The sequence below is a fragment of the Ruegeria sp. YKSE079 genome (assembly GCF_059612845.1).
In genome coordinates this window covers 68,771-95,009 of the sequence record NZ_JBXWRJ010000015.1, presented here as the reverse complement: position 1 = coordinate 95,009, position 26,239 = coordinate 68,771, and the positions used below count along the sequence as shown (strand labels likewise).

The 26,239-nt window shown below is 55.5% G+C and carries 24 protein-coding genes; 9 read left to right on the top strand and 15 right to left on the bottom strand.

Annotated elements, in window-relative coordinates:
- Positions 1-24 precede the first annotated feature (24 nt).
- The 10 genes from AC2FMY_RS14890 to pyrH form a co-directional block, all read right to left on the bottom strand.
- On the bottom strand, positions 25-747 hold the full coding sequence (locus tag AC2FMY_RS14890) for an alanyl-tRNA editing protein (RefSeq protein ID WP_496746562.1): 723 nt from the start codon (positions 745-747) through the stop codon (positions 25-27).
- Complete coding sequence (locus tag AC2FMY_RS14885; RefSeq protein WP_496746560.1) at positions 737-3,175, bottom strand: DUF3772 domain-containing protein; 2,439 nt, start codon at positions 3,173-3,175, stop codon at positions 737-739. The genes AC2FMY_RS14890 and AC2FMY_RS14885 overlap by 11 nt, the downstream gene beginning before the upstream one ends.
- Complete coding sequence (locus AC2FMY_RS14880) at positions 3,175-4,209, bottom strand: cysteine synthase A (protein ID WP_480750566.1); 1,035 nt, start codon at positions 4,207-4,209, stop codon at positions 3,175-3,177. Before AC2FMY_RS14880 ends, AC2FMY_RS14885 begins: the two co-directional genes overlap by 1 nt.
- Before the next feature lie 79 nt (positions 4,210-4,288).
- Positions 4,289-5,410: an NUDIX domain-containing protein gene (locus tag AC2FMY_RS14875; protein WP_496746558.1), complete on the bottom strand. Its 1,122-nt coding sequence runs from the start codon at positions 5,408-5,410 to the stop codon at positions 4,289-4,291.
- Positions 5,411-5,441: 31 nt separating this feature from the next.
- On the bottom strand, positions 5,442-5,882 hold the full coding sequence (locus tag AC2FMY_RS14870; protein WP_496746557.1) for a TrgA family protein: 441 nt from the start codon (positions 5,880-5,882) through the stop codon (positions 5,442-5,444).
- Positions 5,883-5,897: 15 nt separating this feature from the next.
- The gene (locus tag AC2FMY_RS14865; RefSeq protein ID WP_480750563.1) at positions 5,898-7,106 is read right to left on the bottom strand and encodes a class I SAM-dependent methyltransferase; all 1,209 of its coding nucleotides are present in this window, start codon (positions 7,104-7,106) and stop codon (positions 5,898-5,900) included.
- A 241-nt stretch (positions 7,107-7,347) separates the two neighbouring features.
- Complete coding sequence (locus AC2FMY_RS14860) at positions 7,348-8,574, bottom strand: aminotransferase class V-fold PLP-dependent enzyme (protein WP_496746555.1); 1,227 nt, start codon at positions 8,572-8,574, stop codon at positions 7,348-7,350.
- Positions 8,575-8,834: 260 nt separating this feature from the next.
- Positions 8,835-9,056 (bottom strand): BCCT family transporter, encoded by a 222-nt coding sequence (locus tag AC2FMY_RS14855; RefSeq protein ID WP_496746553.1) that lies wholly within the window; start codon positions 9,054-9,056, stop codon positions 8,835-8,837.
- Between the two features lie 107 nt (positions 9,057-9,163).
- Positions 9,164-9,310 (bottom strand): BCCT family transporter, encoded by a 147-nt coding sequence (locus AC2FMY_RS14850; protein WP_496746551.1) that lies wholly within the window; start codon positions 9,308-9,310, stop codon positions 9,164-9,166.
- 204 nt (positions 9,311-9,514) lie between these two features.
- The gene (pyrH, locus tag AC2FMY_RS14845) at positions 9,515-10,264 is read right to left on the bottom strand and encodes a UMP kinase (protein WP_480750561.1); all 750 of its coding nucleotides are present in this window, start codon (positions 10,262-10,264) and stop codon (positions 9,515-9,517) included.
- A 98-nt stretch (positions 10,265-10,362) separates the two neighbouring features.
- On the opposite strand from pyrH, the gene miaA reads away from it, so the two are divergent.
- From miaA to AC2FMY_RS14820, 5 genes are all read left to right on the top strand, one after another.
- Positions 10,363-11,256 (top strand): tRNA (adenosine(37)-N6)-dimethylallyltransferase MiaA, encoded by an 894-nt coding sequence (miaA, locus tag AC2FMY_RS14840; RefSeq protein WP_496746549.1) that lies wholly within the window; start codon positions 10,363-10,365, stop codon positions 11,254-11,256.
- A gap of 349 nt (positions 11,257-11,605) precedes the next feature.
- Complete coding sequence (locus AC2FMY_RS14835; protein WP_480750559.1) at positions 11,606-13,276, top strand: ABC transporter substrate-binding protein; 1,671 nt, start codon at positions 11,606-11,608, stop codon at positions 13,274-13,276.
- A gap of 141 nt (positions 13,277-13,417) precedes the next feature.
- Positions 13,418-14,464 carry an ABC transporter permease gene (locus AC2FMY_RS14830; protein ID WP_480750558.1) on the top strand — a complete coding sequence of 349 codons (1,047 nt, stop codon included), beginning with the start codon at positions 13,418-13,420 and terminating at the stop codon, positions 14,462-14,464.
- Between the two features lie 12 nt (positions 14,465-14,476).
- Positions 14,477-15,940, top strand: coding sequence for an ABC transporter permease (locus AC2FMY_RS14825; protein WP_496746547.1), 1,464 nt, complete (start codon positions 14,477-14,479; stop codon positions 15,938-15,940).
- 95 nt (positions 15,941-16,035) lie between these two features.
- Positions 16,036-18,123 (top strand): dipeptide ABC transporter ATP-binding protein, encoded by a 2,088-nt coding sequence (locus tag AC2FMY_RS14820; RefSeq protein ID WP_496746545.1) that lies wholly within the window; start codon positions 16,036-16,038, stop codon positions 18,121-18,123.
- Positions 18,124-18,258: 135 nt separating this feature from the next.
- Here AC2FMY_RS14820 and AC2FMY_RS14815 read toward each other — a convergent pair whose 3' ends face one another.
- The 3 genes from AC2FMY_RS14815 to AC2FMY_RS14805 all read right to left on the bottom strand — a co-directional run bounded on the left by AC2FMY_RS14815 (position 18,259) and on the right by AC2FMY_RS14805 (position 21,012).
- A complete protein-coding gene (locus AC2FMY_RS14815) occupies positions 18,259-19,245 on the bottom strand; it encodes an MBL fold metallo-hydrolase (RefSeq protein ID WP_496746543.1) in 987 nt (328 codons plus the stop codon).
- Positions 19,246-19,372: 127 nt separating this feature from the next.
- On the bottom strand, positions 19,373-20,335 hold the full coding sequence (locus tag AC2FMY_RS14810; RefSeq protein ID WP_496746541.1) for a LuxR C-terminal-related transcriptional regulator: 963 nt from the start codon (positions 20,333-20,335) through the stop codon (positions 19,373-19,375).
- A gap of 98 nt (positions 20,336-20,433) precedes the next feature.
- Positions 20,434-21,012, bottom strand: a complete 579-nt coding sequence (locus tag AC2FMY_RS14805) for a lytic transglycosylase domain-containing protein (protein WP_496746539.1) — start codon at positions 21,010-21,012, stop codon at positions 20,434-20,436.
- A gap of 190 nt (positions 21,013-21,202) precedes the next feature.
- Between AC2FMY_RS14805 and ssb the strand changes: the two genes are divergently transcribed.
- Positions 21,203-21,703, top strand: coding sequence for a single-stranded DNA-binding protein (gene ssb, locus AC2FMY_RS14800; protein WP_496746537.1), 501 nt, complete (start codon positions 21,203-21,205; stop codon positions 21,701-21,703).
- Positions 21,704-21,718: 15 nt separating this feature from the next.
- Complete coding sequence (locus AC2FMY_RS14795; protein ID WP_496746535.1) at positions 21,719-22,795, top strand: site-2 protease family protein; 1,077 nt, start codon at positions 21,719-21,721, stop codon at positions 22,793-22,795.
- A 4-nt stretch (positions 22,796-22,799) separates the two neighbouring features.
- Here the strand turns inward: AC2FMY_RS14795 and aroB are convergent, their stop codons facing one another.
- Both aroB and AC2FMY_RS14785 read right to left on the bottom strand, forming a co-directional pair.
- A complete protein-coding gene (aroB, locus tag AC2FMY_RS14790) occupies positions 22,800-23,912 on the bottom strand; it encodes a 3-dehydroquinate synthase (protein WP_496746533.1) in 1,113 nt (370 codons plus the stop codon).
- Complete coding sequence (locus AC2FMY_RS14785; RefSeq protein WP_480750549.1) at positions 23,912-24,499, bottom strand: shikimate kinase; 588 nt, start codon at positions 24,497-24,499, stop codon at positions 23,912-23,914. The genes aroB and AC2FMY_RS14785 overlap by 1 nt, the downstream gene beginning before the upstream one ends.
- 79 nt (positions 24,500-24,578) lie before the next feature.
- On the opposite strand from AC2FMY_RS14785, the gene AC2FMY_RS14780 reads away from it, so the two are divergent.
- Entirely contained in the window at positions 24,579-24,728 is a 150-nt protein-coding gene (locus tag AC2FMY_RS14780; RefSeq protein ID WP_480750548.1) for a hypothetical protein, read from the top strand.
- Positions 24,718-26,238, top strand: a complete 1,521-nt coding sequence (locus tag AC2FMY_RS14775; protein WP_496746530.1) for a hypothetical protein — start codon at positions 24,718-24,720, stop codon at positions 26,236-26,238. The genes AC2FMY_RS14780 and AC2FMY_RS14775 overlap by 11 nt, the downstream gene beginning before the upstream one ends.
- Position 26,239 lies beyond the last annotated feature (1 nt).

The following is a 26,239-nucleotide window of genomic DNA, read 5'->3' as shown; positions in this document are numbered from 1 at the left end:
ATTTGCAAGGGTAGATTCCAGTGTTTATTCATCAAGATGCAAGTAGACACGCCGGTTTCGTTTGCCTTTTTTCTCTATCTTTCCCAGCCTGATACGCCCGATTTCGGCAGTTCGAGCCACATGGGTGCCACCACAGGGCTGCAGATCGATCTGCTGGTCTCCCTGACCGATTCTAACCAGTCTGATCTTCCCGGCTCCTCTGGGGGGAGAAACGGACATCGTTTTGACCAAACCAGGATTGGCATCCAGTTCCTGATCCGTGATCCAATCCTCGGTTACTGGCAGATCTCTGTCGATCAGCGACTGCAACATACATTCGAGCGCTTCCTTGTTCTGCGGCGCCTCCGGCATATCGAAATCCAGTCGCCCCTTTTGGGCCGCGATCGCCCCTCCGGACACATCCAGAGGAATCACTACAGACAAAAGATGTAGTGCGGTGTGAACCCGCATGTGGCCAAAACGTCGTTCCCAGTCCAATTCCTGCCGGATCTCAGCCCCAACCGGCGGTAATGGGCTGACGTCCGTCGGCACCAAAACGATACTGTCACCCTCGCCTTTGACAGTTGTTCGGATATCTGCAGATTCAGCGCCCCAGATCAGACGCCCCGCATCTCCTGGTTGACCACCGCCCGTTGCATAGAACAGACTTCGATCAAGTATAATTCCTCCTGTCTCGGTCAAACCAGTTACGTGAGCAGTGGCCCGACGCATATAGGCGTCCTGGCGGAATAAGAGTTCAGTGTTCATCACCCTCCCCCGCCTCCATGTCGACCTCTGTCATTTGAGCTGGTTTGGTCTGGGCCGTCCCCTTGGCCGGTTCAGTTTCGTCCCTGGTGGGATCAGGCGAAGGGCTATCCCGGTGTTGCAAGACTTCCGGATTGCGCAGCCAGACATCGCGCTGCGCAAACGGGATTTCGATGCCTTCTTCCGCAAAGCGCCGGTTTATTTCGTGATTCATGTCGGATTTCACCGACAACATCCAATTCACGTCACGCAAAATCGCGCGAATTTCGAAATCCAGCGAGTCCGCACCGAACCTCTGAAACACGACGCTGGGTGCAGGGTTGGCCAGAACCATTGGGTGCGCATTGGCGATTTCGCCAAGAATTTTTTCAACTTTGCGAGTATCTGTCCCGTAGGCAACGCCAACCGGAACGATGACGCGCCCAACTGTGTTTCCACGCGTATAGTTTGTGACAACTCCACTGATCAGATCCGAATTCGGGACTATCACATCGGAACGATCAAAAGTTTCAATCCGCGTTGAGCGAACGGAGATGTCACGCACATACCCCATCATTCCATTGACATCGATCCAGTCGCCTTTGGAAATAGGGCGTTCGACCAGAAGAATGATGCCAGAAACAAAATTCGAGACAATCGTCTGAAGCCCGAAGCCAATACCAACGGACAACGCACCGGCAACAATTGCCAGATTGGACAGATCGAAACCCGCAACAGTAATCGCCACCAGGGCGGCCAGAAAGATTCCGACATACCCCGTTCCGGCGACAATGGCGTTCTGGCCTCCCGGATCAATCTTGGTTTTGGGCAGAAGGGAGTTCCGCAACCCGCCCTGCAGCAGTCGTGTCAGACCGAACCCGATTGCGAATATAGCGATGAATGTCAGGAAGTTTTTGGGTGAGATCGTGATACCACCGATGTCCAATCCCAACAGCATGCGAGACCAAAGTTCTCGCAGATCGGCTTCGCGGGCACCCCAGTACAGCGCAAGGATCGGAAGCGCCATGATCGACAGGAAAAACCCTATTAGCACTGTAAAGAGCGAATCCTTCGCAGAATCGCCTTGCCCGCTTATCCACCCGTATACGCTTCCCATAAAGCGTTGAAGAATAACGAATGCCGCGATCAAAGCTAATGTCTTTACCGCAGGAAACACGATCCCTTCAGCGGCATTGGAATAGCCCAAGGCCGCTAGAATTGGTGAGGCAATACCAAGCAGGAACAGACCGCGACGCAAGGTTTCTATCAATTGGCTGAAGCCAGCGGCGCGTACCGATGTTTTTACACCCTCGTCATTGTCGAGTACTTCGCTCTGGCGAATCTGCCGCATCCGCAACAAAACCAGAGAGGTCGCCACAATGGCTGGAAAACCGGCGACAGCGCGTGTGGCATCAGAAATGTTTTCGATCTGTTCGAAGAGATTCACTAGATCATGCAGAACCAGCAAAACGGCCAGAAGCCCAATATGCACCCGAAGTTCGCTAATCTGCGCCGCTGAAAGTCTTTGGAAATGATTGGACGATCCCATCAGGAAAATTTGGCGTCCGATCCAGTCGAAATAGAGGATTGCTGCTGCCCAGTATGGAACTTTTTCAAGTAAAAGTGTGCCACGCAGCCCCATGATTCCACTCAATGACACAGCTGTGGTCAAACACAAAACACCCGCCCATGGCAAAAAGATACGAAAAAGCGATACTACAAACGTCCAAACACCTGAGCCGCTTCCGCCGAGAGAGCGCAGATAGGCACCAAACCTTTCGACCCACCGTTTACCGCGCCATAAAAGAACAAACGCGATGAGAACAAGAATTACAATGGCCGGCGCGCGCTCCTGAAACCGTTCACGCGCGACATCGGTCCTGATATTGGTAAGGATTTCGTTGACCAGAGCATGCGACGCCTTGCTGATATCGGCCCAGGCACTCGGCCAGTATTTCGGATTTAACGGCGACGGGCCGCGAGACAGCAGTTCTTTGGTTTGTCTCTCGCGAATAATGCGGTCAATCTCGTTGATTAGCCCGTTTGCGCGATTGTAAGCCTCTTCTGAAATGATCCTCGGAACACGTAACTTGTCTAGTTGATTTTCCAAGTGGGTGCGCAACCGCGCAATATCTGGTGGTTCTTCAGACCCGTCTTCGGGTTTCGGACCAAGAGCTTTGATCTGGCTTTCAAGTGTATGAATCCGGTCTGTATTGGCGCTGCGGGCCTTATTGAACGCATCCCGGTAAGTACTGATTTCAGTCCGCAGGTTTTCCATCGCTGCGTTCGAAGCCCGGTCGGCCTTAACAACGCCTTCCGCACGATCCGCCGTCTTGACCCACCCACGATAGTATTCGGACTGAGTTTCCGACAGCTGCGCTTCGGCCAGACTGAACAAGCCAAACGCCAGAATTGCAATTGCCCCGAACAGATTCCGGCCTAGCCAGGACATCATACGTCCTCAAACACACCCGGAATACTGCGGGGCGCTTCAGTCATCCAATCAGGAACCGGCAACTCCTTTTCACGCAAGAATTCCGGATTGAACAGTTTCGATTGATAGCGGGTTCCATAGTCGCACAAAACGGTCACAATCGTATTGCCCGGCCCCATGTCTTTTGCCATGCGGACAGCACCCGCGATGTTGATCGCTGTCGACCCACCCATCACCAGCCCCTCTTCGCGCAACAGATCGAAGATGTATGGCAACGCCTCGGCATCCGGCACCTGATAGGTAAAATCGGGTTTGAACCCTTCGAGATTCCGCGTGATCCGAACCTGGCCGATACCTTCGGCGATGGACCCCCCCTCCATCGCCAATTCGCCGGTGGTATAATAACTGTAGAGTGCAGCACCCATCGGATCTGCAAGACCGATCTTGACGCCCTTTGGTTGCAACGCCTCTGCCACGCCGGCCAGCGTTCCACCCGATCCCACGGCACAGATGAATCCGTCAACCTTGCCGTCGGTTTGCTCCCATATTTCAGGGCCCGTTGTTTCCACATGCGCCTGACGGTTGGCTAGGTTGTCGAACTGGTTGGCCCAGATCGCACCATTGGGTTCAGTTTTGTTAAGCTCCTCTGCTAGACGCCTGGAATAGTGCACAAAGTTGTTGGGGTTGCGATAGGGTGCGGCGGGCACCTGCACCAACTGCGCGCCGGCCAGTCGCAACATATCCTTTTTTTCTTCCGACTGGGTCTCGGGAATAACAATCACTGTCCTGAATCCCATCGACGCTCCGACCAAAGCCAGCCCGATGCCAGTATTGCCCGCCGTTCCCTCGACGATCGTGCCACCGGGTTTCAGATCTCCGCGCGCGATGGCATCACGTATGATGAACAATGCGGCGCGGTCCTTGACCGACTGACCGGGGTTCATGAACTCGGCCTTGCCGAGAACTTCGCAGCCCGTTTCCTCGCTGACGCGGCGCAGCCGGATCAATGGTGTTTTTCCGACGGCATCCGCCAGGTCGCGTGCAATGCGCATAGGTCCCTCTTTCGGTCAGTTTGGAGAACAGATGTAGCGTTGCCCCCGCGCAATCTCAAGCGGTCTGAAATGACCTCTGCTAATTCACTTCACGCAATCTCTCTCGGTTTCGAAACAACCAATGCGCCAATGTCAAAAGCTGCAAATTCTTAACTCGGTGGCTATCGACCATTTCGATTAGTTCCTTAAATGAAAGAATGCGGCTTCTGATATCCTCACCTTCCGAGGCCAGACCACCATTGTCTGCGGTCTTTGTCAGGTCGGTTAATCCTACAAACAAATGTGCGTACTCGGTTGACGATCCGGTTGAGGAATAGGCGCCCCCCGCATATTCGAGACGATCCAAAGCGATGTGAGCCTCCTCCAGCGCCTCGCGGAGTGCAGTTTCCACGGGCGTCTCTCCAGGGTCAATCATGCCCGCAACGGGCTCCCATACCCAGGGTTCCGGATCGCCAATCATGTAGACAGGTGCACGGAATTGCTCGATTAGCAGCACCGTATCCCGGATCGGGTCGTAAGGCAAAACAACCGCAGCCTGCCCTGTCATCAGGGAGTTTCGACTGATTACCGGTCCCAAGGTGCCATCGTGCTGCCGGTGCTGAAGCAGAACCTCTTGCATGCCAAAATACTCGAAATACGGGTAGTTCCGTCGATGCAGAACTACATCCCGACTGACATCCCGCAGATCACCCGTGCGTCGTTTCTTCGCGGCCACTTGCGCCCAGGCCCGCATTCGGATTGCACCAAAATTCCTGTCGATCTCCTCGGAGGTTGCACGACCAAAATAGGCCATCACCTCCTCTGCCGCATATAAGGTCATTTCTCCCCATTGATCCACCCATTGCTGCAACGACCAACGATTTCCACGCGACCAGCGACCTGGTTCAGGAAAAAAGATCTGGGCATTCTGCTGCGAGCCGTTGGGTAGCCGCAAATTGCGGGATTCCAGATCATAGGCAAAGCCGCCCTCGTAGAAAACCAGGCGCTGAATGTCTTCTTCTGACAACCCCCGAACCAACACTCCCTCAGCCTGTGCCTCTGGCTCCTCAATAATGACGGGAAAGACTTGGTCTTTTACTTCGTATACCGCGTGACCTCCCAGTGACGCAGGTGTTAAATCAATGGTTGCCAAGTCCCGCCCCAGCACACGTTCCAGCAATGGCGCAAAGCGAAGCGTTCCGTAAAAAAACAGTTCAGTCACAGATTCGAGCTTTCAGTGGTTATGACCGCGTTTACCGCCAGCGTTTCCAGGCCGCCTCAGTAAGCACTCCAGACAATACACCGCCAATCAGTAACGTCCAGATGATATGCGGCACGAGCAACTGCTGCCCGAATTCGACTCCTAGTGTAAAGATCGCTAATACAGCTTCGAACGGGCCGTCAAAACGGTGCCGCATGGCAAGCCTGAACATTTCGTTGGTTCCCTGAACGAACAGTCCCCAGAACACCAGCGCGGCCATTCCTGTCAGGCCATTGTTGATAGCCCAGGTGGCGCCCCGGCCCGCGCGCCGACCCATGATGACCCAACCACAAATGATCCCCAAGCCAATATTCACGTAGGTGAATTTTCCGAAATTAGTGCCTTCTGGAGCTTGATCAATGATCTGCCCGGACACGACAAATGCGAGCACGGCCAGACAAAGGGCTGCGACAAGACGAGAAGCTGTGGGCATGAGCGGTATCCGGCTTTAGTTCGGTCTGGCAACTGTGATCTGTGTCACATCGCAAATGCCGGTGTCAAAGGCTGCGCCGCAGGAGGTGAGATAAAAATTCCACATGCGGCGAAAACGCTCATCAAACCCCATGGCGGAAATCTGATCCCACCTGTCATTGAAGGTCTCGTACCAGCGGCGAAGGGTCAAATCATAGCTTTTGCCGAATTCCTTTGACCGCACAAAACACAACCCCGCCCCGTCAATTTGTTGGCGAAGGACGGCAGGGGCGGGCAACATTCCACCGGGAAAAATGTATTTCTGAATGAAATCGATGCTGTTCCTATAAATTTCCCAACGTTTGTCCGCGACGGTTATGATCTGCAACGTGGCCGATCCTCCGGGTTTCAGACAATCGCGCAACGCATTGAAATAAACCGGCCAGTACTTTTGCCCTACCGCCTCGAACATTTCGATTGATGCAATACCGTCATACGAACCTTTCTCGTCACGATAATCCTGCATCTTAAAATCAACGAGATCGGAAAGTCCTGCATTATCAATACGTTCCGATGCATAGCTGAACTGCTCTTCACTAATTGTCAGTCCCGTCACACGCAACCCCCGCTCCTTGGCTGCGTATTCAGCGAACCCCCCCCATCCACAGCCAATTTCCAGAATATGATCTCCAGGTTTGGCCCCCATTTCGTCGACCAAACTGGCGTATTTGGCCGTCTGTGCTGTTTCCAGACTTTCCTGCCCGGTTTCGAAAATCGCACTGGAATACGTCATCGTTTCATCAAGCCAGAGGCTGTAGAAATCATTGCCCAGATCATAATGGTACGAGATGTTCTTTCTCGCCTGCTGCTTGTGATTGCGTTGCAGCCAGAACCGAAATTGCTCATAGGCCCGCGCCAGGAAATGACCGGGAAACCCGTCATAAACAGTTTCATTGTCGAGATTGACCAGATCCATGAATGATCTCAGATCAGGCGTGCTCCATTCTTCATCAAGATAGGCGTCCGAAAATCCAAGATCGCCCTCGCGTATCAGTCGCGCAAACACATCTGGATGATGAATGTCGATCCGGGCAACTGGCCCCGGTTTCGTTCCTTCGGCCCGAAACACGCGCCCATCTGGCAATCCAATGTCCAACCGGCCGGCTTTCATGCCATCCAGCATTTTCATGACTTGAGTGAAGTATCGCGGCAGGTTCTCCTGCCCTTCAGTCGATGTCAGGACCATCCGCTCTCCCCGCTGCGAAGTGCTAACAGGCTAGAAGGAGATTGGATTTCTGGCAAGATTTGTCTTTTCTACTTTTTTTAACCTCAAACGGAGAGTGGATGAGTGTGGATTTATCCTTCTAATAGCCAACAGAACGACTGAATCAGCAGGAAGTTTTCGCGCGGTGGCAGTGGAGCTGAAAGCTGATCCGTGCGCGCTTCATATCTTACGATTTGCCGAAACGCGCGGCAGCGGAACGCCATCACAAAACGCGATCCAAAGCTTCCAGCAACCGGTCGATTTCGTTCTTAGACGTATAGTGCGTGAAGCTTAGCCTTAAGACACCAGTATCCGGATCAATGTTCATTGCCTGAAGCGGGCGGACCGCGTAAAAATCACCACTACCTGCCATTATGTTGAGCTTGGCAAGCCCTTCAGCTGCCGCGTGTACCGAACTGTTCAGTGCTATTGCGACGGTTGGCGCTCGCCGCTCCGCCGCGTCGGGCCCGATCAGGCGAACTGCATTTCGATTTTTTACTGCATCCAAAAGCGGCTGCAACAACGCAATCTCGTGAGCCCGCATCAGGTCATGAACATACGCCCCCCGGTCAGCCGCGTTCGAGGTAGGGCCTCCGTGATGATCGCACAGCAGATCGACATAATCTGCCATGCCAGCGCTGGCTGCAATCTGCGCATGATCCGGCCCTGCCGGAGTAAACCGTTTGTACAGAACGTCGGCGTTGAAAAAATGCGCCTGGTTGGGCAGTAACTCGCCCAGCCTTCGACGGATCACCATGCAACCTTGATGCGGCCCATAGGTCTTGTAAGCCGAGAACAGATAGATGTCGGGGCCAAGCTCTCCGATATTGGCAAAACCGTGAGGCGCATAGGAAACGCCATCGACGCATACGTAAGCCCCGGCGGCGTGGCAAACCGCGGTGATATCGGCCACAGGATTGATCTCACCCACCACGTTCGAACAATGCGGAAAGCACACCAAACGAACTTTTGAATCCAGAAGCCTTTCCAGGTCCTCAAGGGCGAGCGATCCCGAATCCGGATCGATCCGCCATTCCCTGATCTCGATGCCATCATCCGCAAGCCGCCGCCACGGGCCTGAGTTGGCCTCATGATCTTGGTTTGTTACCACAATCGCATCACCTGGATTCATCCACTGACGGAACGCCTGCGCCAGCACATAGGTGTTTTGCGTAGTCGACGGGCCAAAGCTCAGCTCATCAGTCTCAACCCCCAACAGAGCCGCCATCCGCGTCCGGGCCTCGTCCATTTCAGCCCCGGCAAGGCGGCTTGCCTCGTATGGACCATAGGGCTGGACCTTGCGTTGAGTGTAATACCGCGTCAACCGGTCGATCACAGGTTTACATGTATAAGACCCGCCTGCATTTTCGAAGAACGCCTGCCCCTCAAGGCTCGGTTCGGAAAATGCGGGAAACTGGGCTCTGACGAATTCGATATCCAGAGTGCTCATTGCAAATGTTCTCCTCAATCATGTTCCACGTCTCGCAGATTTGCCCGCACATGATTTCGGACAACTCCGACAACATGGCAGGTCTTCCAGCCGAGCTGTGGCCCCTATGTTTGAGTTGAGGGAACACTAGCAGTCTTTCGGACAAAATTCGTGGTCCGAAAGACGGTGATAGCTAGCCCGTAACATCGATGCAGGTCAAGCGCCCAAGCCGCAAAAGCCCCGGCGAATTGCCGGAGCTTTCAGAGGATATCAACGAATGATCAAAGTTCGTGCTTTTCTCGGATCAAACCGATGAGGATGGACAGGCACATCAAAACCAAAACGATGGCAAGCGGAAAGCGAGTCGCAATAGCGACCGCTTCCAATGCCCCCAATCCGCCGTCCAACAGCAGAACAACAGCGATTACCCCTTCTAGAATACACCAGAAAACCCGTTGTGTAGTTGGCGCGTCGGTCTCGCCCGCTGTGAACGTGTCGATCACCTATGAACCCGAGTCAGACGAGGTGGCAAAGAAGATGACCACCAAAATGATACCCGCGAAGGACAAAAACCCGGTTAGCGGGAAAGCTTCGAACATCTTGAACTTTTTCAGCTCCAAAGCCGCATCATTCTAGTGCCTGTCCGGTTCCCGACACCACCTGATCCAAGGCCGAAAATGGTCGCGAATACCGCCAGTACGTCGACGATGTGTCCCAGCGGACCCCAGGTCGCCTCTCCGAACAACGGATAAAACACCGAACGCGTTGTCAGCGGCAGCCAGTGATTTAAGCTAAGAAGCTAAAAAACTAATGCCAGCGCAACAACCGCATTGATCGCCCACGTGTGCAGTTCCCAATGGAAGATTGTGGCGGCCATCGCCAAGTTTTTCGCGGGCAGTCATGCAACAAAATGAACCAAAACCAATACTATCCCGGCTCACAGCTTGCTGATTGGTGCAGATCAGCCCTGAACCCGGGTATAGGTCCCCTCACCCGCCAGAATACCCCGGAACCCACCAGGTTCGTCCAGCGAAAAGACGATGATCGGCAAACTGTTGTCCCGAGCTAGCGCAATGGCCGATGCGTCCATTACTCCCAATCGCTTAGCCAGCACATCGTCATAACTCACGGTGTCGTAGCGCTTGGCATCGTCAAACTTGGCTGGGTCCTTGTCGTAGACTCCGTCAACCTTGGTACCTTTGAAAATGGCTTCGCAACTCATCTCGCTCGCACGCAGCGTTGCGGCGGTATCTGTGGTGAAGTAGGGGTTTCCAGTTCCGGCAGCAAAGATGCAAACCCGCTTTTTCTCCAGGTGGCGTACCGCGCGACGGCGGATATAAGGTTCACAGACCTGATCCATCGGAATGGCCGAAATGACCCGAGTGAACACACCCAGCCCTTCCAGTGCAGATTGCATGGCCAGCGCATTCATGACGGTGGCCAGCATGCCCATGTAATCCGCCGTCGTTCGCTCCATCCCCTGCGCCGAGCCGCTGAGGCCGCGAAAGATATTACCGCCGCCGATCACCATGCAGATTTCGACACCCAGATCGTGCACTGATTTCACTTCCTCGGCAATTCGTTGAACCGTCGGTGGATGCAGGCCGAATCCCTGGTCCCCCATCAGCGCCTCCCCCGAAATCTTGAGCATGACCCGCTTGAACTTGGTCTGCGTTTGCGGGGTAGTTGCTTGGATGTTGGAAGAGGTCATGTTGCGCTCCGCTGCGGCACCGGTTTATTTCCGGCGCAAAATGAAGCAAAAGCCGATCAGGTTCAATGCAACATCACAAGGAATGAGGCGTACAACAAATGGTGGCGGCTTTTGCGGCAAAATTGTTCGAAAACCTGCCTGCGATTCCCGATGACAAACCGGTTCTCATCGCGGGTCCGACCGCGTCAGGAAAATCGGCCCTTGCGCTAGAAATCGCAAAACGCCACGGCGGCGTGATCGTCAATGCTGATGCAAGCCAGGTTTATGATTGCTGGCGCGTCATCACTGCCCGTCCTACAGCCGCAGAAGAGGCGCAAGCCCAACATCGACTTTATGGTCATGTGCCTTATGACGTCTCCTATTCCGCCGGCCACTGGTTGCGTGAGGTGACCCCCCTGCTTTCGAACGGCGCACGCCCGATTATCGTTGGGGGGACGGGGCTCTATTTTCTGGCGTTGACCGAAGGATTGGTCGATATCCCGGCCACTCCGCCCGAGATACGTGATATTGCGGACGCAATGAGTCTGATCCAGCTTCTGGCTGACCTCGACACAACGACCGCCAACCGAATCGACAGACAAAACCGCATGCGTGTACAACGCGCTTGGGAAGTTTTGCAGGCCACGGGCCGTTCGCTGGCGGACTGGCAAAGCGAAACTCCTGACCCGGTTTTGCCCCTCAGCGAATGCGTTCCAATCGTTTTTGATGTCAACAAAACCTGGCTGCAAAATCGTATCTTCCGACGATTTGACCAGATGCTGGATCAGGGCGCGCTTGATGAAGTTCGGGCCATGCAGGATCGTTACAATCCTGTGCTCCCTTCCTGTAAGGCCATCGGCGTACCGGAATTGATGGCATACCTGACCGGAGCACTGACGCTTGATCAAGCGCGGGAAAAAGCAGGAATATCGACGCGCCAGTTTGCCAAACGTCAGCGCACATGGTTCAGGGCACGTATGAATAACTGGTATCGTGTTGATTCGGCTCATTGAGTCCGCAGGCCGCTGAATCTTGCCGAAACTCTGATCTTTTTCGTTGCATCCCGGGATCTGTGCGTATCACTAAGACGGGTCGAAACCAGCCCAGAAAACCAAAGCGAACCCAGTGCTCAAGCCCATGTGGTAACCCCCCGCCAAAAAACGACATTTCTTTTTACAATGTCGTTTTTGTCCCATTGATGACGATTCCTATCATTGACCTCGCGGCATTTCTGTTGCCGAATACGGCCATGGGGATGCGAAGGTTCCACATGACGGAAACGATTTTGGCGGCTGAAACTCGTCGGTCGCGCTGATATCCCGAAACCCTCCGCCATGGAATAAACGTCACAGGGAGACATTCATGACAAAAGAAACAATGACTGGAGCACCGGTACACTGGGCCGCCAAGATGCATGCTCAGGAATATCGCGATGGCAAGCTTAGCCGCCGCGAGTTTCTGACACGCGCCACCGGCCTTGGTGTTACCGCCGCCGCCGCCTATGGTATGATCGGCCTGCCCGCCCCGGCTTTGGCTGCAGGTGAGGATGCCAAAAAAGAAGGCGGCACTATCCGCGTTCAGACCGAAGTCCGCGCACTGAAAGACCCGCGCACCTATGACTGGTCACAGATCGGCAACTATAGCCGCGGCACATTGGAATATCTGGTCGAGTATAACTCGGACGGGACATTCCGCGGCATGCTGCTGGAAGGCTGGGAAATCAACGAAGACGCCACCGTTTACACCCTCAAGGTGCGCCCGGGCGTCAAGTGGAACAACGGCGAGGACTTTACCGCAGAACACGTCGCATTCAATGTAGACCGCTGGTGTGACAAGAGTTCGGAAACCAATTCGATGGCGGGCCGCTTTGCGACGCTGGTCGACAACGACACCGGCAAGGCGATCGAAGGCGGCATCGAAGTGGTGGACGCCCACACCGTAAAACTGAACCTGCCTGCATCCGACATTTCGTTGATCGCTGGCATGTCGGATTATCCTGCGGCAATCGTCCACCCGTCTTTCAGTGAAACCGACCTGCTGAACAACGTCGGCACCGGCCCCTACCTGATGAGCGAACTTGAAGTCGGCGTCAAAGGGGTACTGGTCCGCAACGAAAACCACACCTGGTGGGGTGAAGAAGTCTTTGGGCGCCCGGCGCTCGACCGGATCGAATACATCGACTACGGCACCGATCCATCGGCTTGGCTGGCCGCGCTGGAATCCGACGAAGTCGACATGCTGTATGAATCGGTCGGCGAATTCATCGACGTGATGGATGGTCTGGGATATGTGAAATCCGAAGTGATCACCATGAGTTCGATCGTGATCCGCCCGAACCAGTTGGCTGAGGTCGACGGTAAGAAACCCTATGCGGACAAGCGCGTTCGTCAGGCCCTGCAAATGGCTGTCGATAATTCAGTCTGCCTGGAACTCGGGTATGGTGGCCGTGGTACGACAGCGGAAAACCACCATGTGGGCCCGATCCATCCTGAATATCCCGAGCTTCCGCCGCAAAAACATGATCCTGAAGGTGCACGCGCGCTGATGGAAGAAGCCGGCATGGCCGATTTCGAGCACGAGCTGATCTCGATCGACGACGACTGGCGCCGGAACACCACAGATGCGGTCGCAGCTCAATTGCGCGACGCGGGTATCAACGTCAAGCGGACTGTTTTGCCGGGTAATACCTTCTGGAACGACTGGACCAAGTACGCATACAGCTCGACCAACTGGAACCACCGCCCTCTGGGCGTCCAGATCTGGGCGCTTGCGTATAAGTCTGGTGAGGCATGGAACGAATTCGGTTGGGCCAACGCTGACTTCGATGCGGTCCTGGCAGAGGCGTTGGCAATTGCCGATGCGGACAAGCGCCGCGAAGTCGCGGCGCGAGCCGCAGCCATCATCCAGGAAGAAGGCGTCACCATTCAACCTTACTGGCGGGCACTCTACCGCCATATGAAGGACGGCCTTGTCGGAACCGACATGCATGTCGCCTTTGAACACCACCACTACAAGTGGGGTTGGGCAGCCTGAACGATTGCCGAATCTGCACATTGAGCCGCGCGCGTTTGGTGCGCGTCTCATCCAGCCGCAGACAAGCCGGATGAAACCGGAATGTGAGAGGCCAGACAATGGTCCAATGATCTGCGGAACACCTGAACAACAGGGGCCATCATGGGACTCTTTTTCCTCAGACGGTTCGGGGTAATGCTGCTCACGGCATTATGCCTGACATTTGTGGTCTTCTTCTTGACCAATCTCTATCCAAACCTCGAGAAGCTCGCCAAGACGCAGGGCAACCAGCGTATGTCGGACGAACAGGTTGAAAACTGGCTCACGAACCGCGGGTATACCCAGCCGGTTTTGATCAAATACGGTCAGTGGCTTGGCGTAGCACCTGGATTTACAAACACGCTGGCCGACGGCCAGTTTGTCGGAACCTGCGTGCGGCCGGGACAGACACCCGAAGAAACACCACGGTTCTGCGGTATTCTGCAAGGGGATTGGGGGTATTCAACCGTTTTCAAGGACGACGTTTCGACGATCGTTGGAAAGCGATTGGGTAATACGGGATACCTGATGATGTGGGTCCTTATCCTGATGATACCTTCCGCATTGCTGGTCGGTGTGCTGGCGGGCATGCGCGAAGGCTCGGCTCTCGACCGATCTCTTTCCACATTTTCAATCATTACCACGGCAACGCCGGAATATGTATCGGGCGTGATTTTTATCGCGATTTTCACCTCTTCCACCGTGGGTCTCAAGTGGTTCAAGGGAACCGCGACGCAGGCAATGGACGACCCGACCTTCGAGAACTTCTTTCTACCGGTGCTGACAATTTCGCTGTACGGCATGGGATATATTGCTCGGATGACCCGTGCATCGATGACAGAGGTGATGACGGCGCAATACATCCGAACCGCGCGCCTTAAGGGCGTCTCGTTCTCGAACATCGTTCTGAAGCACGCTCTGCGCAACGCATTAATTGCTCCATTTACTGTCATCATGCTGCAGTTCCCGTGGCTGCTGAACGGCGTGGTGATCGTGGAAACCCTGTTCAACTACAAAGGCTTCGGTTGGGCGCTGGTTCAGGCGGCGGGCAACAATGACATTCAGCTGCTTCTGGCCATTTCGGTTGTGTCGGTTTTTGTGGTGCTGGTGACCCAGCTGATCTCGGACATCGGCTATGTCTACCTCAATCCGCGCATCCGTATTTCGTAAGGGAGATAGATCATGGAACCTCTTAGCTGGACCGGCTCTATCGCCTTTCTCAACCCGCTTATCCAAATCGCGCTTGTGCTCCTCGCTCTTGCCATCGTGCTCTGGATCTTTGCCGGAATCTTTACGACCGAGGTCCCGGTAGTCGCCAACTCAGACGGTACGTTGCAGGCCACCGGCGGTCTTCGCGGGCTTGCGGAAACGGCTGTCAGATATTCCTTTATGGCGAGTATCGGATTGGCCCTAGCCTATCTTGTTCTGGGTGTGGTGATGGGCACCGGTGCCGGTATTATCGGAGCCATCTCGCAACAGTTCATGCCTGTTTGGATTGCCTTAATAATCCTGTTCGCGATGTCTATGGCATTCAAACGCCGCTTGGGCCTTTACGGTAAACTTTACGACAGTCCCATTGGAATGATCGGGTTTGGTCTGGTGATGTTCTGGGTTTTTACCGGGATCTTCGGTGCTTTGGACCTGATACTGACCCATGACCCGTTGGTGCAGGTCTCAGGCATGAAGAACAAGGTGCCAGGAACACCTCTTTCAGGTGCTGAAGAAGGTGAATACGCCTGGTACCTGCTGGGAGGCGACAACCTGGCCCGTGACGTTTTCAGCCGTATGGTAAAGGGTGCCTGGGTCGTTGTGCAGATTGCACCGCTGGCGACGTTGTTTGCATTTATGGTCGGCATCACGCTGGGCCTTCCCGCTGGATATTACGGTGGTCGACTGGATACATTCCTGTCGTTTCTTGCCAACCTGATCCTCGCCTTTCCTGTGATCCTGCTGTTTTACTTGCTGGTGACGCCAGAAATCGTCGCGACGGGCGTTCCGAACTATATGGCCATCGTTCTGTTCGTCTTCCCCATAATCTTTATTGGGGTGTTGCTGAATTCGCGATATTATACGCGCCCCAACTTCCGAACACCTCTACTGATTGGTGTCCTCGGCGTAGCGATCTGGTTGTATTTGTCCCTTGTCTCGACGGGTGGATATCTGATCAACACCAAGGACTATGCGATCTGGGGGCTGCCCACGTTTGTCGATCTGTTTGACGTTCCAGGCGGAATTCTTGTCGTGTTCGTCTCTGTCGTCTTCGTCAACTCGCCCACGGTGTTCCGCATCGTACGTGGTCTGGCGATGGACATTAAGACCCGCGACTATGTAGCTGCCGCCCAGACTCGTGGCGAAGGACCTTGGTACATCATGCTGTGGGAAATTCTCCCCAATGCACGTGGCCCGTTGATCGTGGATTTCTGCCTTCGTATCGGATACACGACCATCCTTCTGGGAACCTTGGGCTTCTTCGGATTGGGCCTGCCACCTGAAAGCCCTGACTGGGGCTCGACGATCAACGAGGGTCGCAAGCTCCTGTCAATCTACCTCCACCCGGCTTTGCCGCCGGCACTGGCTCTGTTGTCGCTGGTTCTTGGTTTGAACCTGCTGGCGGATGGCCTGCGTGAAGAAAGTCTGAAGGACTGATGTGATCGAGGCCGGGGGCGCTGCCCCCGGACCCCCGGAGTATTTTCGAAAAGATGAAGAAGGATCTATCCAGCTTTATCTGGGAGAACGACAAAATGAACAAAATGGCGGAATATGACGGCCCGATCCTGGAGATTGACAAGCTGTCGATTTCTTTCTTCACCCGCTTGCGCGAAATTCCGGCCGTGATGGATTTTTCGGTCAGCGTTCAGCCAGGTGAGGCTGTGGGGCTGGTGGGTGAATCCGGTTGCGGCAAATCTACTGTCGCCCTTGGCGTCATGCAGGACCTGGGCAAGAATGGCCGTATCGTTGGCGGTACGATCAAGTTCAAGGGACGCGATTTAAGTCAGATGAGCGCCGAAGAGCTGCGCGACATCCGCGGCAACGAGATCGCAATGATCTATCAGGAGCCGATGGCCTCGCTGAACCCGGCGATGAAAATCGGCAAGCAGCTGATGGAAGTTCCGATGATCCATGAAGGCGTCAGCACCGAAGAAGCCTATGCCCGCGCGCTGGAGGTGGTGACAGACGTGCGCCTGCCAGACCCCGAGCGGATGCTGAACAGCTTTCCGCACCAGCTGTCGGGTGGCCAGCAACAGCGGATCGTGATTGCGATGGCACTAATGTCGAAACCGGCACTGCTTATCCTCGACGAGCCGACGACCGCACTTGACGTGACCGTAGAAGCCGCCGTGGTCGAACTCGTCAAGGATCTGGGCAAGAAATACGGCACTTCGATGCTGTTTATCAGCCACAACCTCGGCCTGGTTCTGGAAACCTGCGACCGGCTTTGCGTGATGTATTCTGGCGAGGCAGTCGAGCGCGGCTCGATCAAGGATGTCTTTGACGAGATGCAGCATCCCTATACGCAGGCTCTGTTCCGATCGATCCCGTTGCCCGGCGCCGACAAGAATTCGCGCCCGCTGGTGGCAATACCTGGCAACTTCCCCCTGCCCCACGAACGCCCGCCCGGATGCAATTTCGGCCCGCGCTGCGACTATTTCGAGGAGGGCCGCTGCGACGCGCAGGATATCGTGATGTCAGTGGTTCCTGGCAATGACAGGCACCATACGCGCTGTTTGAAGTTTCAGGAAATCGACTGGAATGCCCCGATCACTGTCGGCGAACAGAAAGAAAAGGCCGCGATCGGCAAGACGGTGCTGAAGATGGACAACCTTAAAAAGTATTACGAGGTGGCGGCCAACGCACTGTTCGGCGGCGGCGAAACCAAGGTCGTCAAGGCCAACGAAACCCTGAGTTTCGAGGCCCACGAATCTGAAACGCTGGCCATAGTTGGCGAATCGGGCTGCGGAAAGTCCACCTTTGCCAAGGTCCTGATGGGTCTGGAGACTGCCACAGACGGCCAGATCCTTCTGGATAATCGCAATATCGAACAGGTTCCGATCGAAGAACGCGATGCCAAAACGGTGGGTGAAGTTCAGATGGTTTTCCAGAACCCGTTTGACACCCTGAACCCGTCGATGACGGTGGGTCGGCAGATAATCCGCGCGCTCGAAATCTTTGGCGTTGGAAATTCTGAGGCCGAGCGCAAGAAGCGGATGCTAGAACTTCTCGACTTGGTAAAACTGCCCCGCGCCTTTGCCGACCGGATGCCACGACAGCTTTCGGGGGGGCAAAAACAGCGCGTGGGTATTGCCCGCGCCTTCGCCGGTGACGCGCGCATCGTGGTTGCGGACGAGCCAGTCTCGGCACTGGATGTGTCGGTCCAGGCCGCAGTGACGGATCTTTTGATGGAGATTCAGCGCGAGCACAAAACGACGCTGTTGTTTATCAGCCACGACCTGTCAATCGTCCGCTACCTAAGTGATCGCGTGATGGTGATGTATCTGGGCCATGTGGTCGAACTTGGATCAACAGATCAGGTCTTCAGCCCGCCCTATCACCCCTATACCGAAGCGCTGCTTTCAGCGGTCCCGATTGCCGACACTTCGATCGAGAAAAAGCACATCGTGCTTGAAGGCGACATTCCCTCGGCCATGAACCCGCCGCCGGGATGCCCATTCCAAACCCGCTGTCGTTGGAAATCGGAAGTGCCGGGCGGCTTGTGTGAAAAAGACGTACCTCCGGTCAAGATGCTGGAAGCTGGACATCAGATCAAATGCCATCTGTCCGAAGATGTTCTCGCCCGCATGGAACCGGTCATCAAGATCGCTGCCGAATAATAGCGCCCGAAAACGGACGCCACGTCAAAGGGCCAGGCAAAGCCTGGCCCTTTTCCGTTGCCCAAGAGTAGGAAGGAGTGAGAACGTCGTCCTGCTCGGATTGGAGAGCAAATCCGGCTGGGTCTGGTGGTTGATTTATCCGGTCGCCACGTTGCTGCCGAAATACATGAACTCTTGGTTCATGCCCGCGATTTCGCCAGCTTCGAGCGAGAGGCTGGCACTGTCGAGCATCTTGTAGCTCTGTTGTCCTTTCACCCACTCATCCGCCGATTGCAGCGTCGTCAGAGTATAAGACGTAACTTCGTTCAGGTAATGGGTCGGGATTATAATCTTGGGTTTCAGCTTTGCGACGATGTCATTGCCCTGCCCATAGCTCAGTATGTGCTGCGAGCCATCGACCGGAAGGGTCAGGACATCCACCTGCCCCACGGCATCCCAGAATTCCTGCGGTGGGTTGTGCCGATTGTCGCCCCAGATCAGAGTGCGAATTCCGCCGGCTTCGACCAGATAGACCACCATATCCATATGACCCGGATTGTTCGGCGGGCAGGCGTCGACACCGAATTCGGCAAGCGCATCTGTCCAGCTATACCAGCCAGGAGCGACGCAGGCGTGCTTATCGGCAAATCCTGTGATCTTGATATCTGCGAACTCGAAGTTGCCGACCATCCGGTCCAGAACCATCGTCGAATTCGGCCGTTCAATGGCGTCGTGGTCGAAATGAGCGTGGGTCGACATCGTGATGTCCACTGGGATCTGCGGAAACTCATTGCGGAACCAAAGCCCCCATGCGCCCGACGGGTCATCGCGCCATGGATCAAACAGCACCGTTGCGCCGCTGGGCGAAGTAATCTTGATGGCGCAATGGCCGAAATAGTCGATACCGACCGCACCGGTACTGGCTTGTCCGGTCGCTCCCTGCATCCCGATTACGCGATTATTGTTGCCCGGCTGCAACCACGCCTGCGATTGCGCTTGCGCAGGTTTTGCCCCTACCACAGCCGCACCGGCACTGACTCCGACTGCACCAGCTGCCATGAAGAACGAGCGGCGCGACAGGCCCGGTGCAAGATTACCCTTATCGCCCCTTAGCAACGTCGGCTTAAGATCCTTGCGATCCATATTCTTGTCTCCCTGTTGAATTCGACGACCAATTGCGGTCGTCTCAAACAGGTTAACAAGGTGGGACCCCGATGCTCAGACCGGAAAAATCGGGGGGTATTGCGGGGGAAATCCCCCTATTTTCTGTTCACGAAATCGCGAGCAGGTGGCTCCGCAGGTTTCGCCCACGCCCCTCAAGACCAAGCTTGCGGCGAATGTTGTTGCGGTGAAAATCAACTGTGGACGTCTCGCGCGACAGAGCCTTGGCGATGTCTTTTGTCGTTTTACCCGACATCACCATCTGGGCGATCTCGATCTCCGTTGGAGTCATGACCGAAAACGCATCCGACAACTTGTCGGACATGGCGGAGGTGATTTCGCGAAGATTGCGCTCAGCCAGATCGAGATAGATTTCATATGCCTCGGACACGCCGGTTTGGCTTCGCAGTTTGTCGAGATAAGGCAAAACCATGCTTTTGACCTGTTCCAGAATCTCGGTATCCCGCTTTTTTCGCTCGTCTTCAACGCTGCTCAGCAGAACCCGCAGTGCAGTATTGGTTTCCTGCAACTCACGCGTTCGTTTCTGCACTCGGTTTTCCAGATGCACAAGCGTTTCGTTCAGCTTGCCCTCCAATTCCCGGCGCAGGTAAACCTCTTGAAGCAAGGCCAAATCCGACTCGACCATGCGTGCAAACTGATTCAGCCCTTCACGAAACAAAAGCGCCCTGCGGTTGCGCTGGCGGTCCAGCACACAAATGGTGCCAAAGATTCCCCCATCGGGCCATTTCAGCGGCAATCCGATGTAAAATGTCATTCCGTGTTCCAGATCTTCGTTGTCGCGCCAGTCGGGATCGCAGGCGGCGTCTTCGACGACCAGTTCCCCATCACGGGCGAACACTCCTTGACAGTAAAGCTTGGGATGCAGCCGGAACCCCATGCCAACCGGATAAGGATTATCTGGATAATCAGATGTCACCAACACGGTATGATCGGGTGCATCAGTTTTCATGATCAGACTGGCCGGAACATCTGCAAGCCGGGCAACAAGATCGACCAATTTCTGCCAGTTGGCCAATGTTGCAGACGGGATTTCAGGGCGATCAACAGACATTAGGCGGCACCAATTCCCTTTCACAGACAGGAAAAATTGTAACCGCCACGGTTCAATCCAATCAAGGGGCAGACACGCCGCTCTGCAGCATGCAATCGTCAGCTGCCCCAAATCGCCTTAACGTAGTTGCGAGTTTCTTGATATGGCGGTACCCCGCCGTGTTTCTCGACCGCTTCCGGCCCGGCATTATAGGCCGCCAGTGCCAAGCGCCAGGATTTGAACTTGCGGAACTGCCAGGACAGATACCGTGCACCGCCTTCCAAATTCTGTTTCGGGTCATTCGGGTTCACACCCAAAAGCTGCGCCGTCTGCGGCATAAGCTGCGCCAGCCCCAACGCTCCCTTGTGCGACTTAGCATGCGGGTTCCACCCGCTTTCCTGCTGGACGAGACGAAGAAACAACTCCTCTGGAACATTGTGCAGGCGTGCAGCCGACCTCGCCATTTCCAGATACAGGCCCCGGTATTTCCCGGTGTAGCGCTTGTCGAAGCCACTATGCTCGCTTTTTGGTTTTAGCCGAGTGGAGTCCTTGTATTGAACTGCCGCTCGGCTATCTAATACCTTGGCCTGATTGCGAAATATGTCACGGCGATTTTTGGTCGACAACACATCGCTGTGCACCGGAGCCGATGCAAACAACAATGAACCAATCGCGATGCCGCTGAAAAGCCTGCGCATTCTACCTAGCCTGGTCGTTAAACCTCGGGCCGCAGTATAGGAGATTCGCGTTGAATTAAAAGCGGCGTCAGATCACTCTGTCATCACCTGTGCCATATCAACGGTGTTTTAACCATGTCACAGGACGTATAGGGTCACGTGGACGGATCGTTCAGATTCGCAGAGTATCGTAAAATGAACGGGGAAATACATGGCAGGCTCGGTCAATAAAGTCATTCTGGTCGGAAATCTGGGCCGCGATCCCGAGGTTCGCACCTTCCAAAACGGCGGCAAGGTTTGCAACCTGCGCATCGCGACATCCGAAACCTGGAAAGATCGTAATACCGGCGAACGCCGTGAGCGGACCGAATGGCATTCGGTCGCAATCTTTAACGAGGGTTTGGTCCGTGTTGCCGAACAGTACTTGCGCAAGGGTTCAAAGGTTTATCTCGAAGGTCAGTTGCAGACGCGTAAATGGCAGGATCAATCCGGTCAGGATCGCTATTCAACAGAGGTGGTTCTGCAAGGCTTCAACGCCACCCTAGTCATGCTCGATAACCGCGGCGAAGGCGGTGGCTATGGCGGTGGTCAGGCTGGTGGCGGATATAGTGGCGGCTACGGAAGCGGCTCTCAAGGTGATCCCTATGACGGTCCGTCCGGAAGTCCTGCCCCGGCCTCGGGCGGGATCGACGACGACGAGATCCCGTTCTAACAACAGAGGTTCAATATGACGTGGTCCTTCTCTCTCGGTCGCCTGTTCGGCTCGGAACTGAGGGTCCACATTACCTTTTTCCTTCTTCTCGCATGGGTCGGGTTTTCGGCCTATTCGAATGGCGGCATGCCCGCCGCCGTCGAAAACATCGCGTTTGTGCTGGCACTCTTCGCCTGCGTAGTAGCGCATGAATTCGGCCATGCCCTGACGGCTCGGCGATACGGTATCAAGACACCGGACATCACGCTTCTGCCCATCGGCGGGCTGGCGCGGCTGGAACGAATGCCCGAAAAGCCGATGCAGGAGGTTCTTGTCGCACTCGCAGGACCGGCTGTAAATGTCGTAATCTGGATGGTCCTCGTTTTACTTGGCGCGGGTATGGACGTCGAAACCCTGGCGCAGATCGACAACGCGCAGATCGACTTTCTCAGCCGGCTGGCTTTTGTGAACTTGTTTCTGGCGCTGTTCAACATGATCCCAGCCTTCCCGATGGACGGCGGGAGGGTGTTTCGCGCGCTTCTGTGCATGGCGATGGATCGGGTCAAGGCTACCCGCGTCGCGGCGTTGGCCGGTCAGATGGTGGCCTTCATGCTTGGCTTTGCGGGGCTGAGTTCGGGCAATCCGATCCTGGTTCTAATTGCACTTTTCGTGTTCATCGCCGCCAATGCAGAAAGTCAGGACGTAGCGTTGCGGGCCGTGGCGCGGCGAATGCTGGCCCGCGACGCGATGATCACAAGTTTCGAATCTCTTTCACCCACCGATACGTTGGGTACCGCAGCACAGGCCGTCATCCACACGACACAGCACGAATTCCCGGTTCTCGGCGCTTCTGGCGATCTGATGGGTTTCGTAACGCGCGGACGTCTGTTTGCTGCTCTTGCCGGGGATCACCCACGTTCAGATCCTGCGACCTCGATCATGGATGAAGAGATCCCGTCGGTCCATCTCACTGCCGGACTGGAAGAAGTCCTGGACGCTTTGCACCAAGGTGCACCCGCCATCGCAGTACGCGCCGAAAATGGTCACATGGTTGGTTACATCACCCGTGAGAACATCGGGGAATTGATGGTCTTAACGGGGCGGAAACACTGAAATATCAACAGTTCGCCAGCGCATCCTCAAGTAATCTCGAAACCGCGTCACGAGGCACATCCGAGGTCACGAAAGCGCTTCCAATCCCGCGAGAAAGGACAAAGTGAAGCTGCCCATCGATCACCTTCTTGTCCTGCGCCATCAAATCGACCAGAGCTTCGGCCCCGGGCAGGTCGCCGGGAATGTCGGCCAGGTCAGTCTTCATCCCCATCGCCTTGAGATGCGCCCGCACGCGGCTCGGATCTTCCTGTGAACACAGGCCCAGCCGCGCCGAAAGCTCGAAAGCCAACGCACAGCCGATGGCAACACCTTCGCCATGCAATAGACGATCAGAATAGCCAGTTGCCGCCTCCAGCGCATGACAGAACGTATGCCCGAGATTGAGCAAAGCGCGGTCCCCCTGTTCGGTCTCGTCACGCGCAACAATGTCGGCCTTCATCTGTACCGAACGGGTCACTGCCTGCACACATGAAGCCATATCGCCACCGGACAGGACTGGACCATTGATCTCAAGCCAGTCAAAAAAAACCGCGTCGCCCAACAGACCGTATTTCACGACCTCGCCATAGCCCGCCAGAAAGTCTCGTGTCGTCAAAGTTCCCAGAACCGCGGTATCAGCCAGCACTAGCGAAGGTTGGTGGAAGGAACCGATCAGGTTCTTGCCCTGAGGCGCATTGATCCCCGTCTTTCCGCCCACCGAACTGTCCACCTGCGCCAGCAGCGTGGTCGGGATTTGCACGAAACGCACACCGCGCCGCAAAACGGCAGCGGCGAACCCTGCCAGATCGCCGATAACACCACCACCAAATGCCACCACCACATCGCTGCGTTCGATCTTTTCTGCCAGCAACCATTCGACCGCTCGTTCGAAATGCGGCCAGCTTTTGGTGGCCTCACCGGCCGGCAACGCCAGTGATGTCATCTGGATCCCAGAGGCAGCCAAACCTGAACCCAACGCCTCGAGATGTAGCGCTGCAACCGTTTCATCTGTCAGAACCGCAACCTTCGGTCGCGTTAGCAAAGGTGCGATCCGCGCACCCGCGTGTGCCAGAAGGTCCGGGCCAATCTCCACGTCATAAGAACGTTCGCCCAACACGACATGTACGGTTTGATGCATTATTTCCGTTCCAGAACATCCGGGCGCGTCAACAAGGCTGACACCACCCGATCCACCATCTGTTCGATCGAGGTCTCACCATCCGAATCCGCGACCAGGTCAGCCTTGGCATAAATCGGCACCCGCGCATCATACAACGCGCGCAACGTCGCACGTGGATCAGAAGTGCGCAGCAAAGGTCGGGTATCTTTGTGCCGCACCCTGTTCCACAACACGTTCAGGTCCGCACGCAACCAAACCGACACTCCCCGGTCCGAGATCATCCGACGGTTGTCCTCACGCAGAAATGCGCCACCTCCGGTCGACAGTATGCCACTTTCCTCATCCAGCAGACGGCTGATGACCTGGCTTTCTTTCTGCCGAAAGAACGGCTCCCCGTCGCGTTCGAATATTTCCGGGATGGTCATGTTGGCCGCCGATTCGATTTCGGCGTCGCTGTCAAGAAAGGGAACACCCAGTCGCACAGCCAAGGCCCGCCCTACAGCGGTCTTACCAGCCCCCATCATCCCCACCATAACCACTGTTTTGTGCAGGTCAAAGGCCAGAGTCTTACCCGTTCGGTCCGGATTATGCTTAATTTCGCTCATTTCACCGTGAATGACGTGATCTTGCAGAAAATGGAAGTTATAACTTGGGCAAAAGAGTAAATTGGGGCAGTGTCAGGCAATGAAGCGTCTAATCAAATTCGTAGTCTACGTCCTGTGTATCGTCTTCATAGGCCTTGTTGGCTATGCTTATCTGGGGCCTTTTTTTGGCGTGGATTTCTCGGCCAAACAAAGCGAGATTCACGAACCGGTGATCCTGAATGTTGACTAGGACCGCGCTTGTTGCGTTGCTCCTGGGTGGTACAGCGTCAGCACAGCAACCTTTGTCGGCCATCGACTGGCTGAACGACCCACCCCAGAACCTGCCCGGAACTGTGTTGCTGGAACCACCAGTAACACAAACCGGCATACACCCCCAAGTTGAGGTCACTTCGCTACAGGCAATCTCGCGTCCGATCGGACTGGTGTCATCCAAGGTGACCGGGCTCCCTCCGGATTTGTGGCAAGGCAGCGAACCCGAGTATATCGCTGAAATGCTAACAAGCGTGCCAGTGCGCGATAATGCCGCGATGCAGCGGTTGCTGTTTACCTTGCTGCTGACCGAATCCCGTGCGCCTGCAGGGTCCGGCGCTGGCGAAACGCTGTTGTTGGCGCGCCTCGACCGCCTGATGCAGCTTGGCGCGACCGACCCGGCCCAGGCCTTGGCACAACTGGCCGGCCCGACGGATACGGTCGGACGCTTTGCGCGGTGGTTCGACGCTACTCTTCTGACGGGCGACGAAGATCGGAGTTGTTCGGCCCTGACCGCGCAACCCTACCTGTCACAAGACTATACCGCTCAGATTTTCTGCAAGGTTCGCCGAGGTGACTGGTCTTCAGCCGCGCTAACGCTCGAAGCCGCTCATGCGCTCGACCTTCTGCCACCCGATGAAATGGCCCTGCTCGACCGGTTTCTCAGCCCCGAACTATTCGAGGGCGCACCGCCACTACCTCAGCCACAGCATCCCAATCCTCTGACCTTCCGTCTTTTTGAGTCGATCGGCGAACGCCTGCCCACGGCTTCGCTCCCCCGCGCCTATGCAACGGCGGATCTGCGTGACGTGGCGGGGTGGAAAGCTCAAATAGAGGCTGCCGAGCGACTGACACGGATCGGTTCGCTGACTCCCAACCAGTTGCTGGGACTCTACACTGAACGTGCTCCGGCCGCATCGGGCGGCGTTTGGGATCGTGTTTCTGCCATCCAGCGGTTCGAGACGGCGCTGTCGACCGGAAACGCGACGGCGATTACTAAAACGCTTCCGGTCGTTTGGGTGGCAATGTCAGGAGTCGGTCTGCAAGTTGCCTTTGCCGATCTGTTCGCCGAACAATTGTCCGTCATGCACCTGCCCGATCCCAAGGTAGACACGTTGCGTTGGCGTATCCTTCTGCTCTCAGAAAATTATGAAACCGCTGCTCAGTCACAGCCAGACGAAAGTAGCGAAAACACCTTTCTTGCCATGCTGGCAAAAGGGCGACCATATCAGGCCACCGCACCTTCGGTCCGGGCGACGGCCATCTCCTCAGGGTTCAAACAGACAACACAGATCCCACCTGAGATCGAACAACTTTTGATCGAAGGAAGACTGGGTGAGGCAATACTTGTCTCTATGTCCCTATTTGCACACGGAGCGCGTGGCAACGTGGTGGACCTGACTGGCGCATTGGCAGCGTTTCGTCACGTTGGGCTGGAAGATACCGCTCGCCGAGCCGCCCTGCAGTTGATGATCGTGAACGGAGCCTAAC

Coding starts and splice junctions, on each gene's coding strand:
- AC2FMY_RS14865 (WP_480750563.1), bottom strand. CDS start 7,106: ATGGTCCTGACATCGACTGAAGGGCAGGAGAACCTGCCGCGATACTTC.
- pyrH (WP_480750561.1), bottom strand. CDS start 10,264: ATGACCTCTTCCAACATCCAAGCAACTACCCCGCAAACGCAGACCAAG.
- miaA (WP_496746549.1), top strand. CDS start 10,363: ATGGTGGCGGCTTTTGCGGCAAAATTGTTCGAAAACCTGCCTGCGATT.
- AC2FMY_RS14825 (WP_496746547.1), top strand. CDS start 14,477: ATGGAACCTCTTAGCTGGACCGGCTCTATCGCCTTTCTCAACCCGCTT.
- AC2FMY_RS14820 (WP_496746545.1), top strand. CDS start 16,036: ATGAACAAAATGGCGGAATATGACGGCCCGATCCTGGAGATTGACAAG.
- AC2FMY_RS14880 (WP_480750566.1), bottom strand. CDS start 4,209: ATGCGCATTGCACGCGACCTGGCGGATGCCGTCGGAAAAACACCATTG.
- AC2FMY_RS14810 (WP_496746541.1), bottom strand. CDS start 20,335: ATGTCTGTTGATCGCCCTGAAATCCCGTCTGCAACATTGGCCAACTGG.
- AC2FMY_RS14795 (WP_496746535.1), top strand. CDS start 21,719: ATGACGTGGTCCTTCTCTCTCGGTCGCCTGTTCGGCTCGGAACTGAGG.
- AC2FMY_RS14780 (WP_480750548.1), top strand. CDS start 24,579: ATGAAGCGTCTAATCAAATTCGTAGTCTACGTCCTGTGTATCGTCTTC.
- aroB (WP_496746533.1), bottom strand. CDS start 23,912: ATGCATCAAACCGTACATGTCGTGTTGGGCGAACGTTCTTATGACGTG.
- AC2FMY_RS14785 (WP_480750549.1), bottom strand. CDS start 24,499: ATGAGCGAAATTAAGCATAATCCGGACCGAACGGGTAAGACTCTGGCC.
- AC2FMY_RS14830 (WP_480750558.1), top strand. CDS start 13,418: ATGGGACTCTTTTTCCTCAGACGGTTCGGGGTAATGCTGCTCACGGCA.
- AC2FMY_RS14885 (WP_496746560.1), bottom strand. CDS start 3,175: ATGTCCTGGCTAGGCCGGAATCTGTTCGGGGCAATTGCAATTCTGGCG.
- AC2FMY_RS14805 (WP_496746539.1), bottom strand. CDS start 21,012: ATGCGCAGGCTTTTCAGCGGCATCGCGATTGGTTCATTGTTGTTTGCA.
- AC2FMY_RS14870 (WP_496746557.1), bottom strand. CDS start 5,882: ATGCCCACAGCTTCTCGTCTTGTCGCAGCCCTTTGTCTGGCCGTGCTC.
- AC2FMY_RS14815 (WP_496746543.1), bottom strand. CDS start 19,245: ATGGATCGCAAGGATCTTAAGCCGACGTTGCTAAGGGGCGATAAGGGT.
- AC2FMY_RS14775 (WP_496746530.1), top strand. CDS start 24,718: ATGTTGACTAGGACCGCGCTTGTTGCGTTGCTCCTGGGTGGTACAGCG.
- AC2FMY_RS14835 (WP_480750559.1), top strand. CDS start 11,606: ATGACAAAAGAAACAATGACTGGAGCACCGGTACACTGGGCCGCCAAG.
- ssb (WP_496746537.1), top strand. CDS start 21,203: ATGGCAGGCTCGGTCAATAAAGTCATTCTGGTCGGAAATCTGGGCCGC.
- AC2FMY_RS14890 (WP_496746562.1), bottom strand. CDS start 747: ATGAACACTGAACTCTTATTCCGCCAGGACGCCTATATGCGTCGGGCC.
- AC2FMY_RS14860 (WP_496746555.1), bottom strand. CDS start 8,574: ATGAGCACTCTGGATATCGAATTCGTCAGAGCCCAGTTTCCCGCATTT.